This is a genomic window from Chlamydia sp. 12-01 (assembly GCF_042234205.1).
Taxonomy (GTDB): Bacteria; Chlamydiota; Chlamydiia; order Chlamydiales; family Chlamydiaceae; genus Chlamydia.
The window spans coordinates 153,314-168,949 of the sequence record NZ_CP114174.1 but is presented as its reverse complement, the minus strand read 5'-3'; the positions used below and the strand labels follow the sequence as shown (position 1 = coordinate 168,949).

The window sequence follows — 15,636 nt, the reverse complement described above, 5'->3', positions numbered from 1 at the left end:
TTTTACAATTTGTCTAAAGTTTGTAGCCCTAATAAATGCATGCCTGTAGCTAGTGTCTTTTCAACAAGAGCACAAAGATACAAACGTTCTTTTTGATAGGGAGATCCTTCAATATGACAATCCCTAAAGAAAGCATTAAATCTGTTTGTAAGCATATATAGGTAGTCAGTTAGGAAATGTGGGCAGAGCTCCTTAAGAGTCAAATCAATAGCTTCTGGAAAGCGCAACAGAGCTAAAGCCAAAGCCTCTTCAGAAGGTTCTTGAATACTTGCTGTGGCTTCTATATCTAACTTTTCAATTCCTAAACGCCGTTTTATTCCCTGGATACGTACATAAGCATAAAGAAGAAACATCGCAGTATTGCCTTCAAAACGAAGCATTTTCTCAAAGGAAAAGATGTAGTCACTCACGCGATGGGAAGAGAGATCCGCATATTTGATTGCATTAATACCTAAAATAGGAGCACGTGCTATTATCTCTTCTTCAGACATTTCTGAACGGTGTTCTTTTAAGGTGGCTTTTGCTTGGTTTATAGCAGTATCTAACAATTCTTTGAGTTTTATATTCTCTCCAGAACGTGTTTTAAATTTTTTCCCTTCAGAATCGAGAACAAGACCGAAACCTACATGAGAGAAGGTGTCTTTATTGGGCAGATAGCCTGCAGCTAATGCTGTAGCTTCAAGAAGTTGGAAATGCAGAGATTGTCCCATATCGGTGACAATGATAATTTTATCAGCACCATCATTTTGTACACGATAGCGCATAGCAGCTAAATCTGTGGTGGCATAGTTATAACCTCCATCGCTTTTTTGTACCATTAAGGGGATAGAAAAACCCTCATGGAAAACGCATTTCGCATTATCAGAAACAGTAACGAGATTTTTATTTTCTAAGTCTTGAACGATTTCAGGAAGGAAAGGATTGTAAAAAGACTCTCCACGTTTTTCGATAGCAATATCTAAAACATTATAGATCTTTTGAAAAGCACGCTCAGAAATATCACAAATTTGCTTCCATAATTTTAAGGCTTCAGGATCTCCAGCTTGTAAAGCAACAACATGCGTTTGTGAGCGTTTTTTAAATTCTGTATCCTCAGCAAAGCGTGCGTGTGCTTTTTTATATAACGTAGTTAAATCTTCGAGATTCTCTATATTTTCAGAAGGTTCCTCTTTAAGGTAGGTGATTAACATGCCAAAAGCTGTTCCCCAATCACCAATATGATTCAAGCGTAAAACGTCATTGCCTACAAAAGCAAAAACACGTGCTAAACAATCTCCTATAATTGTGGAACGTAGGTGTCCCACATGCATATCTTTAGCAATATTCGGAGAAGAAAAATCAATAACAACTTTTTGGGGATTTTTAACACGAAATCCTGAAGATAAATCCTCAGAAAATGTTTTTAGACTTTTATTTAGAAATTCTTTTGAAAATGTAAAATTAATAAAACCTGCGCCAGCAATTTCTATAGAAGCAAAAATCTCTTTAGGAATGTGATTGACAATGGATTCAGCAATGACTCTGGGAGCCATTTTTAATGTGCGAGCGAGTTTCATCGCATCATTACATTGATAATGACCAAAATGATCTTTTGTAGATTGAGTAATGTCAGGAGAGATGTTTTCTACTTGAGGGAATGCTGATAGAATTGCTTCTCGACATAGAGAAGATAAATAAGAAAGCAGAGTCATAGTAATTAGGGGACCTCTCCTATACAGCCATTTTCATACCAAGTTTTTAGCTCAGCTATTTTACTCATAATTCTATCGGTAGCTATTTGATAAATCTCTTTAGAGTTTAGAGTGTCATTATCAATCAAATCATCAAAAGTTAGCGGTGTACCAAAAACACAAGTGACAGTTTTCCAGATTTTAGGGAATTTTTGATAACGATTGAAAATCTCATAAGTCCCTCCAACATAAGCGGGAACTACAGGAACTCGAGCTTTAATAGCTATTAAACCAACACCAACTTTTCCGGGGAGTAGCTCTCCAGTTGGACTGCGCTCTCCTTCAGGATAAATAATGAGCTTTTTCTTCTTTTTAAAGAGTTCAAAAGCAGCTTTAAACGCTGCAGAGTTGCCCCCTCCTCTTTTAACAGGATAAGACCCCCATTCTTTATGTAGCCATCCTGTAAACCGATTGCTGAATAACGTAGAACGTGCCAGGTGATGCAGACAACCACGAACAGATAAATTTAGAGCTATCGGATCTAAATACGAATTATGATTAGAAGCAATGATAGCGGCTCCTCTAACAAGATTCTTTTTTACCCCATAAACTTTATGTCTATAGAATAGGGTAAAAGCAACTCTGGTAAGGAATTTACAAACTGTAAATATCATGGCAAATTCGGGGAAACTAAAGCTGAAATTTTCTCTAGAACTTGGCTTATTGTCAAATCTGAAGAATCTAAAATGATAGCATCTTCAGGAATGATCAAAGGATCGTGGGTGCGTTGGCTATCTGCTTCATCACGCTTTACAAGCTCAGCATATAAAGCTTCTTTTGAAAGAGAATTTTCTGGTAGATCTTTTAGTCTTCGTGTGGTTCTCACTTCAGCACTCGCTGTAAGAAAGATTTTTAAATCAGCATCAGGAAAGACCTTGGAGCCCATATCTCTTCCTTCAAAAACACAGTTGCCTAATTCCGCATATTTTCTTTGGAGTCTGTGCATGAAAGAGCGCACTTCAGGAAGTTGAGAAAGTTTTGAAGCCGCATTTGCTACTTCTTGAGTTCCCAGTTCTCTAGATAAGAGATGTCCATCTAAAAAAGCTTCTAAAGGTTGCCCCGAAATAAATGAAAATGAAAAGGGAGGGTTATCTATAAGTTCTTGAATAGAAAAATCTTTCCAAGGTTCTTGCAAGTGTGTGTAGGCTAGGGTGCGATACATGGCCCCCGTATTGCAGTAGTTAAATTTTAAATCTCTGGCAAGGGCTTTTGCTATTGTACTTTTCCCAGTTCCCGAAGGACCATCTATTGTAATAATCATCTTAGAAACACAGATTTTTGCGTAATCAAAAGTATAATATACACAATGGGAGTAGAAAGTAGTAGAGAATCTAAAGTGTCTAAAGTACCACCTACAGCTTTTAACTGATTGCTATTTTTAATTTTAGCATCACGTTTGAATATAGATTCAATAATATCTCCAAAAAATCCACTAATTCCAAGAATGATTCCTAAGGCAATTAAGATACTTGGCATAGTGATATAATCAGAAAATCTAGTGGGAATTTGTAAGAAGAATGCCACACTAATTAATGTAGCTCCTAAACATCCTGCTACAAAGCCTACAATAGTTTTATGCGGGCTGATTTCAGGAGTGATTTTCTTTTGACCAAATGCTTTTCCAAAGAAATACCCGAAGATATCTGCTCCCTTTGTTGTGGCAATGAGGAAACACGCCCACCAGACACCTAAAAATGGTTCATCTGTGTGGATAAATCCGTAAAGAATGTTTAAGAATAAGCGAACAGGAATACCTACATAGAGCATAGAAAATAAAGTAATCCCCGAAGTTTCCAAGGGGCCGCATTTATTTTTTCTCGATCTAAAGACGTTGATAGCTATCCAAACAAATAAGAAACACCAGGGAATTGTTGAAATAAATTCTGGGAGTACATGATGCCAGCGAATTGCAATAAAGCTAGTGAAAATAAAAATAAAAGATCCAATAGCGCTATACAAACGGAATGCGTAGTGCATCTTAACTTTGGCCATGGTCCCATATTCGTAGGTTCCTACAGCACTACAAAGAGCAGTGATAAATCCCAAAGCAAAAGATGTTACAGGAAATAGAGAACTATAAAGAAGAAGTACTAGGAAAGTAAGAACCAACGAATGTACAACAACTCGTTGAAAAAGATCTCCATAGAAAGGAGTTTTGAACTTATTCAGTTTCAACATGGCTATTTGCCTCCTCGTCGTGATCTGTGTTGGTAAGCTTTAATTGCATCTAGAAGATGATCAGGTTTAAAATCTGGCCATAAAACATCAGTTACATATAGCTCCGTATACGCTATTTGCCATAAGAGGAAATTACTGACACGCATTTCGCCACCAGTGCGAATTAATAGATCAGGATCGGGGAGATCTGAAGTGTCTAGATATAAGCGAATTATCTCTTCTGAAATAGAGTTTGAAGATATTTTTTGATCTATGAGATCTTGATGTAGTTTTCTAAATGCACGTACTAACTCATCCTTTCCACCATAATTAATTGCTAGAACAAGATCTTTGGTCGAATATTCCTTAGTTTTTAATGTGATCTTAGAAATTTGTTGTTGTAGGTGCGTAGGTAAGGCTAATAAGTTTCCTATACAGCGTAATCGGATCTTGTTTTCAATAAGGTAGGGAAGCTGTTCGTCCAATTGAGAATGGAAAAGAGAGAAAAGTTCTCTAACTTCTTCAGTGGATCTTAGAAAATTCTCTGTAGAGAAGGCAAATAATGTGAGAACCTCAATACCTAGAGAAAAAGCAGACTCAATGATTTTGGGTAGAGCTTTAGCTCCATAATAATGTCCAGAAGAATATTTGACAGAGCATTGTGCTTGATGTTCCTGATACCAACGCCGATTTCCATCCATGATGATGGCAACATGTCTCGGTAGAGACTGCGTTGATAGATTAGCTTGATCCGCCTGTTTTAAGGTGAGAGACATATCTACATCGTTAGTTGTGGCAGTGCGTTATGACTGGGTTGTAAAAACAACAGCTGAACCTCTTCTTAAGCCAAAATAATAGACAAAGAGCTTTTTAGTTTTCTCGGAAGGCAAAACAACCCTAAAAAGTTGGAATCTCTGAGAGGCATAGTAGAAGAAATATCATATCTTGACAAGTTGACATTCTTGAATCGTAAAGATAATAAATAGTAAAAGAAAACTTCTTGGGATATAAACTTAATAAATCTTTCTACAACTATTTCAAGATATAGTTATTTGAAATGTAAAGTAAATCTTATTATTGAATTTCTGTTTGATGAGGATAATATAACCCCCAATTCTATCTACGCATATATTTTTTAGGATAGGGATTCAAACTTTTTGATCTTATTGCTATTCACTATAGATCAATCATCCTGAGGATCATATATGGGGGTATTTGCAATTATATAATTACAAAAGCAATAAAAAATTTTTTATTCCGAAGATCCTAGAGGTTTTTTATTTCTTTGATTTGTTATACTTAGTTGCTTTTAAAAGTAGTTGTTTTTCAGTCATGAGACTAATACTTCAAACTTATAAGGTATTTTGAATGAAATTGCCTCGAATATGTTTTGGGTATGTTCCGAAACTTGCATTTATGTATACAAAAGGGAAGGACGGTGTTCATTATATTCCTACCGCCCGGAACGCAGCTAGAAAAGTTATTTCAGGACTTTTCGCATTATTAGGGACAGCAGCATTTGCCTGTAGTGTAATGGCTGCTAGTATGTGCCAAACTTTTCTCCCATGTATTGGATTGCTAATCCTTGGGATTCTTTTATTCATTATTGCGTATTGTCAGTACGCAAGAGCATGGACACGTATAGAAATTCCAAAATTATGTTATCGTCAACATAGTGTTTCTTTGATAACTGAGCAGGAATACCTTTCTTTATTACGGAAGTGGCGTCTTCAATCTCCGGGAATATACTGTCATCAAATGAATAGAAATATTCATATCTGTGAAGGGACTAAAGAAAATCTAAAGAAAATTTTAGAAAAAAGATCTGTTAAGAAGAATGGCACAATCTTAATTCAAGAATTGGATTTAGAGGCAATGAGATGTGGACGGTTAACAACACAAACGTTGTATCAAGAAGTATTTCAGCTACCCTCCTCTATCCAAGAATGTATTAGAAATACATTGAGGACTTGTGATTCCCAAGAAAAAATAGTAACCATTCCTTGGCGTGATCGACCTCAAGGGCCGACTCCTCAGGAAGTGCTTTTTACCCATATTCCTGGATTGCGTCAGGAAGAATCTCAAATGGATTCTTCTTTACTTACGATATATAGGGAAGCATACATTGAAGCTTTCAAAGCAGCAATAGAGAGGGTGTCAATGTCCCGTCTTGTAAATAAGGAGGGGATTTGTCTTTTAGTTTCTCCTTTGGGAGTTGTAAAAGGATTAGACAGCAGGGAAATTCATTCCGCAAAAGTTCTTTCTAAAACAGCTTTCCTTCAGGCTGCAGAGTCTTTGGCTATAGAGATAGTACTTCCTGAAAATAAATCTAAACTCCCAATAACTATAACTCTTGTTGATCCTGAAAGTGTTGCTCCATTAAGATCCATAGACACCAATGTTGTGTTTCCAAGTCAAGAAAGCCTATCTTTCTCTGAATTTGCTCTATCAAATTCTTCTTGGTGTCACGTGATTTAATTTACCCTAAAGGATCACTCCCCTGGGGTAGATTGATTTTTGATAAACCTAAGTTTACAAAATAATCATTAGAAGAGATAGCCCCAACTTATAAGTATCACCTTGGGGTTATAGTGATAGCCTCGTAATGAACTACTTGTTTAAAATCCTAAACAGGTCTCCATTTGACGATTTTATTTTCAATTGGTATTTTAGTTCATTAGTATTTCTATTCAAAATATTCACTAAATTAAAAGAGCCACACAATGAAACAGAGATTTGGACGCAATTTAAGTATAATTGTTTTTGTTTTTGGATTGGCTCTGTATTATGTATTGCCCACATGTCTTTATTATTCCCGACCATTAAATAAAAAGGTCGATGAAAAAGAAGCACAACAGATCATTCGAAAATTAACGAATCAAGTTTCTGAAGTGCGTAGTGATACTATACCTAGGATCTCTTCGGTACTTTCTGCATTAAAATTACGGGGACATATTACACAACATCCTAGCATCCCTGGGGTAGTGAATATTCATTTCAAAGATAATGCGGATGCGTATACTTTTCTTGAAAATATGGTTTATGGTGAACCTACGGTCCCCATAAAATCTTCGCGTTTATACGTTCTAGGATATGAAAGAAAAGAAGATAGTATTGTTCAAGTTACCGGATCTTTAACTACAGCGTTAACAGAAAATGACTTCTCGTTCGTTCCTTATACTAAAGAAGATAGTGAATCAGGGAAAGAAACTCTAAGTGCTGTTGCTTCTTTGGTTACTTTGGCTCCTCCTGGTTCCTGTTCATGCGGCTATACTTCATTCTGGAACACTGCATCTACAGATAGTGTGGTGCAATTAGCCAAGAATCTTTCTTTGGGTTTAGAAATCCTTCCAAAGTTAAGGACTCCAGCGTTACTTAATTATTTTTTTTCCTCTGAGAAAGATTATTCAGCATTTTTAGCGCGATTAGAAAGCCTATTTGCTAACTCGGACCTTACCGAACAGCATCAATCTATTTTGCGAGATGTGCATCACAATCTGAAAACAAGATCTCAAAGATGGAAGAAAACCTCCACGCGTATTGTAGATAATTCTTTGGATTGTAGCGCGGTATCTCCTTTTTTCTCTTCGATAGAATTTCTCTCAAAGGAAAGAAAATTAGTATTTTGTTTTGATCCTTATGTGCTTGCTAAACGTGAAGAGTTGTCTGTAGAACAACGTTTAGATTTCGATTCCTGGTTAGCGAAGGAAAAGCAAAGATTAGCACATAAGTTTCAAAGAACCGCACAAGAATCTACTCAGGGATTTTCGTTTAATCTAAGTGATAAAGATGCAAGTGGGAAAATTGTTTTACATGGGCATCGTATTTATCAGGGGATGGTTGAGCATTTAGCCACACTAGCTTTAAATCGACCTCCAGCCCAATCCTGCGATCTTATTCGTGAACATTTTCCTATATATTGTCGTTTACCTAAAGAAAGCGACACTTTTGGTTGTTTTATTTTTTCACCAGAGAAAAGTTGTTCTCATTTTTCTAAAGGATCTATTTACGTAGTGCTCAAAGGATTACGCTCCGTTGCGGCAAAATATGAGAAGGGAACAATAGAGGACGCTAAAGTCTTCGATAAGGACTTACAGAATCTATACAATTGTTTTGCTCACACAGATGCGACTCCTTGGAGTATCGGAGAAGATGAGGTTTTAGAAATCAAAGAGCCGCTACAGAGATTTTTCGATGTTTGGGGAGAGAATTTTGTTGTCACTAATGAAGGAGAAACCGCAAGTCTTGAAGTTCGTGATATTCGTGATCGTTTAGAAAATCTGAATCGTATTGAGAAGCACCGTCAAGAAGAATGGGTGCGTTGGCATGAGCAATACAAACAATCTAGTTGTTCTATGGATAATCAACAGCGTATACGTGCTGCTGTGCCTCATCGAAGTGTTTTTATTGAGAATCTCAAACTTAACATACGAAAATATTCTCGTGGCGATAGTGTTCTTCGCTTGGGGATTGATTTCATCGGCGGGAAGCAGATCCGTTTAGCTTTTAAAGATCATCAAGGGAAGCAATTAACCGATAAAGAAGGGATTCTTAAAGTTTCTGATGAACTTTACGCACGTTTAAATAAATTAGGCGTTGCAGAAGTTGAAATACGCAGGGAAGGGGATAATGTACATCTGAGTGTTCCTGGATCTACTAAAATCTCTTCAGAAGAGATTTTAGGTACATCTCAAATGACTTTCCATGTAGTGAATGAGAAGTTCTCTCATTATTCTGCATTACGTTATGAAGTGCAGAGGTTTTTAGATTACCTATGGTTTACAGCACAAAGTCAAGAAACTACATCTCCAGAAGCTATTAACAGATTGGCAAGTCGTATTTTTAATGACCAAGAAGTCTATTTACCTCTTAGCGTTAAAGAAGCAATCACAAAATTACAACAAGAAGGTCTTGCCTTCCCTAAAATCAATGAAGAAATCTCTTCTTCTCATTTGGATACGACATATTCAATGATTGCTATTGAAAAGGATGTCGAGGGTAAAGCTAACCCCTTAATAATCGTTTTCCATAACTATGCTTTAGATGGTGCTTCTTTAAAAAATATTCGTCCGGAATTTGCTGTAGGTGAAGGTTATATTTTAAACTTTTCAGTAAAAGATACCGCAATAGCTCAAAGAGCTCAGGATAATTCTCCTACGGAGAATTTCCATGCTTGGACTGCTGCTTATTGCCAGGAAGGAGTAAGTGGAACAACCAATGGTCAATATTCTTCTGGAAGAGGCTGGAGGATGGCTGTGGTTCTTGATGGCTATGTGATTAGTGATCCTGTATTAAACGCCCCTTTAAAAGATCACGCCAGTGTTTCTGGGAAGTTTTCTCATCGTGAAGTAAACCGCTTAGCTACCGATTTAAAATCAGGATCTATGTCGTTTGTTCCTGAGGTTCTCAGTGAAGAAGTTATCTCTCCTGAATTAGGTAAGCAGCAACGCACCCAAGGGATCATCTCCATATGTTTAGGTCTCGCTGTTTTGATAATTTTGATGAGCGTTTACTACAAGTTTGGTGGTGTTATAGCTTCGGGTGCTGTTATCTTAAATCTTCTATTGATTTGGGCAGCTCTACAATATCTTGATGCTCCATTAACTCTCACAGGACTGGCGGGAATCGTACTTGCTATGGGTATGGCTGTAGATGCTAATGTACTTGTTTTTGAGAGAATCCGTGAGGAATATTTATTATCGCGCAGTCTTGCGCAGTCTGTAGAAGCAGGATATAAAAAAGCTTTTGGCGCTATTTTCGATTCTAACCTAACAACAGTATTAGCTTCGCTCCTTCTTCTGGTATTGGATACTGGACCGATTAAAGGATTTGCTCTTACTCTAATCTTAGGGATTTTCTCTTCGATGTTTACAGCCTTATTCATGACGAAATTTTTCTTCATGGTATGGATGAATAAAACTCAAGAAACACAGCTACATATGATGAATAAATTCATCGGTATCAAACATGATTTCTTAAAAGAGTGCAAAAGACTTTGGATGGTGTCTGGAAGTGTCATTACTTTAGGATGCGTTGCTTTAGGCTTTGGAGCTTGGAACTCTGTTTTAGGGATGGATTTTAAAGGTGGTTATGCATTCACCTTGAATATGGCTGAACAGAAATCTATAGATGTTGCGCAGTTCCGTAATAAATTAGGAGATAAATTCAAGCAGGTAGGTTTATCTTCTAGAGACTTTAAAATTAAAACTTTCGACTCTTCTGAGAAGATAAAGATCTATTTCAGTCAGAATGCATTAACTCGAGTACAAGCGTCAGAGACGAAAATTTCTGAGGCTCTTGATCCTAATTTATCCATAGTTATGGGCTTACTTTCCGATACAGGAGTGGATGTATCTTCTGATAACTTTAAAGATGCACAGAATTTCTGGTTTAAAGTTAGTGGTCAGTTTTCCAGTAAGATGCGCCGACAAGCTTTTATAGCATTGATGGGTGCTCTATTCATTATACTACTTTATGTTAGTTTGCGTTTTGAATGGCGTTATGCGTTTAGTGCTATTTGTGCGTTGATTCATGATCTCGTTGCTACCTGCGCTGTATTAATAGCTACGCATTTCTTTTTGCAAAAGATACAAATTGATTTACAAGCAATTGGAGCTTTAATGACAGTCTTGGGGTATTCTTTAAATAATACCCTAATCATATTTGATCGTATTCGTGAAGATCGGCAGGAAAAATTATTTACACCCATGCCGATTTTAATTAATGATGCATTACAAAAAACCTTAGGAAGAACAGTAATGACCACAGCAACAACGCTATCGGTTTTACTAATTTTATTATTTGTTGGTGGGGGATCAATCTTTAACTTTGCTTTCATCATGACAATAGGTATTCTCTTAGGTACACTATCATCTCTATACATAGCACCGCCTCTTCTTCTATTTATGGTTCGTAAAGAGGAAAGAAAACGACAATAGTCTTAGATTGTCGTTTGTTTTGGTACGGAAGGATGAGAAAACACTCTTTAGAAAAATAGATTTCTAAAGAGTTTACGGCGCGAAAATCTATGGCAACTAAAGATAACTCTCCTGTACCTAATCCTACCTGGATATACCCCAGGCAGGATCCCATATTGCTTGCTGCAGTTATAAAGGAATTACATCTTCATCCGATAGCTGCACAAATTTTTATTTCTCGAGGATTTCAAACTGTGAATGAAGTCCGAGATTTTCTGTATGTACATCTGGATAATCTTCATGATCCAGAACTCTTACTTGATATGTCCAAAGCTGTAGAGCGTTTGCTTCTTGCTAAGAAACGCAATGAGCACGTCATGATTTATGGGGATAGTGATGTTGACGGGATGACGGGGGCCGCTCTTCTCGTAGAGTTTTTAAGATCTATAGATGTGAAAGTTAGCTACTGCTTTTTGGGAGCTCTACTAAAGCATTATGGAGAACCATCTTCATTAATTGCTAAGATGAAAGAAGAGAATGTTACTTTATTGATTACAGTGGATTGTGGCATTACCGCGGGAAAAGAAGTCAGTGATATTAACAAGCAGGGCATTGATGTGATTATTACAGATCACCATATGCCTACAGGTAAAATTCCCCATTGTATAGCAACTTTAAATCCTAAATTAAGAGATCGTGCTTATCCAAATAAAGAATTAACGGGTGTAGGTGTAGCCTTTAAACTCGCACGTGGAGTTCTCAATGCGTTAAAAAAAGAGAATCCAAAATTAAAAGTAGATATTAAACACCTATTGGATTTAGTGACCTTAGGCACAGTAACTGATGTGGGAACTCTTTTAGGAGAAAACCGCACTATGGTACGTCACGGGATTAAAGAGATAGCTAATGGATCGCGATTAGGACTTCATAAATTATGTATCCTTGCTGGAGTGAAGCCTTCTGAAGTTACCTCCACAGATATCGTTTTGAAAATAGCTCCGAAGCTCAATAGCTTGGGAAGGCTTTCTGATGCTTCTAAAGGTGTTGATCTACTACTTACCGAAGATCCAGAGGTAGCAGATGAGATCATTCAATATCTCGACAAGATAAATAGGGAACGACAAAAGATAGAAGCTGATGTTTTTCATGATATACAAAAAATTCTGAAAAATAAACCCGATATTGTTAAACAAGCTGCTATTGTATTATCGTCAAAAGATTGGCATTCAAGAGTTATTCCAATTATTTCCGCACGCCTTGCTAAAGCCTACAATAAGCCTGTAGCCATCATTTCTAATCAAGGAGGTGTGGGTAAAGGATCATTGAGAACTATAGGTTCTTTCCCCCTTCTTGGGATATTACAGAAATGTGCTTCTCTATTCATATCCTATGGTGGGCACGATTTTGCAGCGGGAATTATCATTAATGAAGATCAAATAGAAACTTTTAGGAAGAAGTTTATTCATCTCGTAAATTCATCATTAAAAAAGGATAAAGCAGTTCTTACACTTCCTTTGGATGCTCGGGCAGATTTTGATGAAATAGATTACGATTTATTATCTTCTATAGATCTTTTTGAGCCTTTCGGGAAAGGTAATCCCGTGCCGATATTTTATACCGTAGTGCATCAGGTGCGCTATCCAAAGCTATTACCAGGAAACCATCTCAAACTCTATCTTAACCACGGAGAGAGGAATTTAGAAGGTATTGCCTTTGGATTAGGAGATAGAATAGACACATTAAAAGCTAATTGGAATAAACCTCTAGAGCTTGCCTATACACCACGTTTATCCCAATCCTCTAACGGAGGAGTAATTCATTTGCTGGTGCGAGATTTCCATATTCTTCCGCTAAATTATAAAGATGCAACTGTACAATTTTAATCTTCTGAGTATGAAAATGCTGTATTCAATATAGAGGATTTCTTAATACTTTTTTCTTGAGTTTTTCTACAATCTAGTTTTAAATTACTCACCCAATTTTATTGACAGCTGGATGTCTTTCTAAGCTCATTTTCTCTCGATATTCTAGCTAATGAAAATAACCCCGAGTATAATCCAGGATTAGCATTTTCTCACGTCTCATCTCGTAGAAAGAGATCTAAGAGTAGTTGTCTTGAGTGATTTTTTCGGATTTTTTATGAAATTTTAAGGATGATTAAAGATGAATTTCTTGATAGTTTTTATTTTAAATATATTCTTAGTAATGAGAATTATTTAATTTAAATAAGACGTATAGAAACATTTTCTTTGTTTTATTCCATATTTTTTTTTAAAATGTCTACTTTTAACTTCCATATTCGTCAGCAGATATGTTTTCAGTCACCCAATCATCTGTTACAAACAATCCGTTGTTTGCGATGGATCCTAAACCTGAAATCTTTATGTTTTCTTCCGAATCTGCTCGTCGAGCATACGAGAGGAGGACACGCTGTCCTTTGATTTACAAGTTACTTGGTGTTATCTGGGACATAGTTAAGTTAATTATCCGAATTATTTTATTTATTCCTTTAGGCTTGCTTTGGGTTTTGGGGAAAATTTGTCAGAATATCGTACTTCCCGCGGCTGGAGGAGCAGTTACAGGGCAATTGTGTTTTATCAGAAGGTTGTTACAAGAAGCTTTTCATATTCGAGTGAATCATTGGATAGATAGTGGCTATGTAAGCTCTGTGGATCGTATTCCTATTCAAAATGACGATCTGTTCATCGATGTTATGAAGATTACATTCCCGGAAGCTAGAAAGGATCGATGGATGCTCATTTCCCTGGGGAATAGTGAGTGTTTCGAAAATAGAGCAATTCTTCGTCAGGGTGATGATTGGATACTAAATATTGCAAAACAGGCAGAAGCCAACGTTGTGGTATTTAACTATCCCGGAGTTATGCATAGTAAGGGGCCTGTTTCACGCGAATCTCTAGGCACATCTTATCAAGCATGTGTTCGTTATCTTCGGGATCATCCCAAAGGGCCGAAGGCAAAACAAATTATTGCTTATGGATATTCTTTAGGTACTTTGGTGCAAGCTTTAGGATTGAGTAGAGAAGTTACCGATGGAAGCGATGGTATTAATTGGTTTGTGATTAAGGATCGTGGTCCAAAGTCTGTTTCAGCGATTGCGTCTCAATGGATGGGGAAAATAGGCGAGTGGACGACAAAATTATTAAGTTGGGAGATAAATTCTGCAAAATTAAGCGAATCTCTTGTTTGTCCAGAATTATTTATACATGGAGTGGATTGCGAATCTCGATTAATAGGGGACGGTTTATTTAAGACAAATAATTGTTTTGCAGCTCCGTTTTTAGATCTTAGTGCTCCTAGCTTTCCTGGTAAGAAAATCCCTGTAGGGGAGTATCTCCTGGTGCATCAAGGAGTGCTTCAGAAGACAACTATACAGAAGGTAGTTAAACACATTACGGATCATTTTGATCCGGGAGATCCAACTGCAGCATCAGCTGACGGGGAAGAACTTTAACCATACGCAGCGTATTTGTGTCCGGGTAGAGAATCTTTTACGTAAAAGATCCTCTATGGCACTGTTGTCTCTACCTTAGGTTTGTCTTCAAAATTAAGGTGCTAATACTCGTAAAAGTGACCGGAGTTGTAAGGATACACTTCAGGATGCTTTATCATAGTTGAATAGGCTTTTAAAAATAGTCGGACAGTCTAACGGAGAAAAGATGAACGCTATTACGATAAAATTTGGTTTTTTTTGACCTGTCTATTTGATTTTCAGAGAGGTTGAGATAGTTATTTCTAAATAACTAAGTAAAGACTTTTGAATTGTGGAGGTCAAGATTTGATCTTTACATTTCATAAAATCGTTTTCCATTTTAAAAGTATTCAGGAGAAGGAGCTTACGTCCAGAGAAGCTTGTGTCGTGACGACATCAGCGTTTTAATGTTAAGAAATATTAATAAAATGATAGAGTAATTTGGTTTTATTAAGATTTAAACCAAAAACATCAACTTTGTATTAACAAAAAAGCTTGATTAATAAAGCTTTTCTTAGGAAAATACTTATTTAAAAATTTCTAAAAATTAAGGAAGAACTACTAACTATTAAGGTTGTTTTAATTCTAGAATATGTTGAGGGGGGAGGTTTGCTAACGTATGGAATGCATACAACATGAAAGCTGTTTCGATTTAGATGACAGGGAAGATGCACAGCAACTTGAGGTACAAGAAGGAACCGAGATGGTTTCTATTACACAAGCTGCAAAATTGCATAATGTGACACGTCAAGCAATTTACGTGGCAATCAAACAAAAGAAACTAAGGGCTTCTAAAACAACCCGATGGGAAATCAATCTTAAGGATTTGGAAGACTATAAGCGTAACCGCTATTCAAGAAAGAAGTCTCTTTATCAAGGTGAACTACTTTTTGATAACGATAGGGGATATTATTCCGTAAATCAGGTAGCTGATAAGTTGGGAATTCCTGTGCAAAAAGTTTACTACGCTACGCGTACAGGAACTATGCGAGGAGAACGCAAAGGCGCTGCTTGGGTTATCGGTCAATCAGAGATTGATAGATATAAGGACGAGTATTTAAATAAGCAAACAGTGAAGAAAATAAAAGAGACTGTGGTTGTTGAACATACTACAGCTACTCCAGAAGATACTGTTTCTTCAGGAACCCTCTTGTTTGAGAACGACTAGTTCGTATTTATCTTCTTCCGCTTCTTAGCTACTGCTTTTATCTCTTTCGCCTTTCTAACATCTCGTATTTTTTTCAATTTTCTGTTTAGATGCAGATAGATTAGGTCTGCGTGTAAATTTTTATAGAAACTCTGTAGCTTGATTAGGGATGCAGAGTTTATTTCTTTGCCCGCC

10 protein-coding genes are annotated in these 15,636 nt (G+C 36.8%); 5 read left to right on the top strand and 5 right to left on the bottom strand.

Annotated elements, in window-relative coordinates:
• Positions 1-2 precede the first annotated feature (2 nt).
• Genes argS through O1W69_RS00595 form a run of 5 tightly spaced genes read right to left on the bottom strand, consistent with a single transcriptional unit; the run spans position 3 to position 4,663 of the window.
• Complete coding sequence (gene argS, locus O1W69_RS00615; RefSeq protein WP_375793619.1) at positions 3-1,691, bottom strand: arginine--tRNA ligase; 1,689 nt, start codon at positions 1,689-1,691, stop codon at positions 3-5.
• 5 nt (positions 1,692-1,696) lie between these two features.
• Entirely contained in the window at positions 1,697-2,344 is a 648-nt protein-coding gene (locus O1W69_RS00610) for a lysophospholipid acyltransferase family protein (RefSeq protein ID WP_375793618.1), read from the bottom strand.
• Entirely contained in the window at positions 2,341-2,991 is a 651-nt protein-coding gene (cmk, locus tag O1W69_RS00605) for a (d)CMP kinase (RefSeq protein WP_375793617.1), read from the bottom strand. Before cmk ends, O1W69_RS00610 begins: the two co-directional genes overlap by 4 nt.
• Complete coding sequence (locus tag O1W69_RS00600) at positions 2,988-3,908, bottom strand: phosphatidate cytidylyltransferase (protein WP_375793616.1); 921 nt, start codon at positions 3,906-3,908, stop codon at positions 2,988-2,990. The genes cmk and O1W69_RS00600 overlap by 4 nt, the downstream gene beginning before the upstream one ends.
• Positions 3,909-3,910: 2 nt before the next feature.
• On the bottom strand, positions 3,911-4,663 hold the full coding sequence (locus tag O1W69_RS00595; RefSeq protein WP_375793615.1) for an isoprenyl transferase: 753 nt from the start codon (positions 4,661-4,663) through the stop codon (positions 3,911-3,913).
• Positions 4,664-5,255: 592 nt separating this feature from the next.
• Between O1W69_RS00595 and O1W69_RS00590 the strand changes: the two genes are divergently transcribed.
• From O1W69_RS00590 to O1W69_RS00570, 5 genes are all read left to right on the top strand, one after another.
• Positions 5,256-6,365: a hypothetical protein gene (locus O1W69_RS00590; protein ID WP_375793614.1), complete on the top strand. Its 1,110-nt coding sequence runs from the start codon at positions 5,256-5,258 to the stop codon at positions 6,363-6,365.
• A gap of 245 nt (positions 6,366-6,610) precedes the next feature.
• Positions 6,611-10,825, top strand: coding sequence for a protein translocase subunit SecD (secD, locus tag O1W69_RS00585; protein ID WP_375793613.1), 4,215 nt, complete (start codon positions 6,611-6,613; stop codon positions 10,823-10,825).
• Positions 10,826-10,914: 89 nt separating this feature from the next.
• Entirely contained in the window at positions 10,915-12,687 is a 1,773-nt protein-coding gene (gene recJ, locus O1W69_RS00580; protein ID WP_375793612.1) for a single-stranded-DNA-specific exonuclease RecJ, read from the top strand.
• 476 nt (positions 12,688-13,163) lie between these two features.
• Positions 13,164-14,276: a CPn0927/CPn0928 family alpha/beta hydrolase fold protein gene (locus tag O1W69_RS00575; RefSeq protein ID WP_375793972.1), complete on the top strand. Its 1,113-nt coding sequence runs from the start codon at positions 13,164-13,166 to the stop codon at positions 14,274-14,276.
• Positions 14,277-14,913: 637 nt separating this feature from the next.
• A complete protein-coding gene (locus O1W69_RS00570; RefSeq protein ID WP_375793611.1) occupies positions 14,914-15,462 on the top strand; it encodes a helix-turn-helix domain-containing protein in 549 nt (182 codons plus the stop codon).
• Positions 15,463-15,636 lie beyond the last annotated feature (174 nt).

Coding starts and splice junctions, on each gene's coding strand:
- argS (WP_375793619.1), bottom strand. CDS start 1,691: ATGACTCTGCTTTCTTATTTATCTTCTCTATGTCGAGAAGCAATTCTA.
- O1W69_RS00610 (WP_375793618.1), bottom strand. CDS start 2,344: ATGATATTTACAGTTTGTAAATTCCTTACCAGAGTTGCTTTTACCCTA.
- cmk (WP_375793617.1), bottom strand. CDS start 2,991: ATGATTATTACAATAGATGGTCCTTCGGGAACTGGGAAAAGTACAATA.
- O1W69_RS00600 (WP_375793616.1), bottom strand. CDS start 3,908: ATGTTGAAACTGAATAAGTTCAAAACTCCTTTCTATGGAGATCTTTTT.
- O1W69_RS00595 (WP_375793615.1), bottom strand. CDS start 4,663: ATGTCTCTCACCTTAAAACAGGCGGATCAAGCTAATCTATCAACGCAG.
- O1W69_RS00590 (WP_375793614.1), top strand. CDS start 5,256: ATGAAATTGCCTCGAATATGTTTTGGGTATGTTCCGAAACTTGCATTT.
- secD (WP_375793613.1), top strand. CDS start 6,611: ATGAAACAGAGATTTGGACGCAATTTAAGTATAATTGTTTTTGTTTTT.
- recJ (WP_375793612.1), top strand. CDS start 10,915: ATGGCAACTAAAGATAACTCTCCTGTACCTAATCCTACCTGGATATAC.
- O1W69_RS00575 (WP_375793972.1), top strand. CDS start 13,164: ATGGATCCTAAACCTGAAATCTTTATGTTTTCTTCCGAATCTGCTCGT.
- O1W69_RS00570 (WP_375793611.1), top strand. CDS start 14,914: ATGGAATGCATACAACATGAAAGCTGTTTCGATTTAGATGACAGGGAA.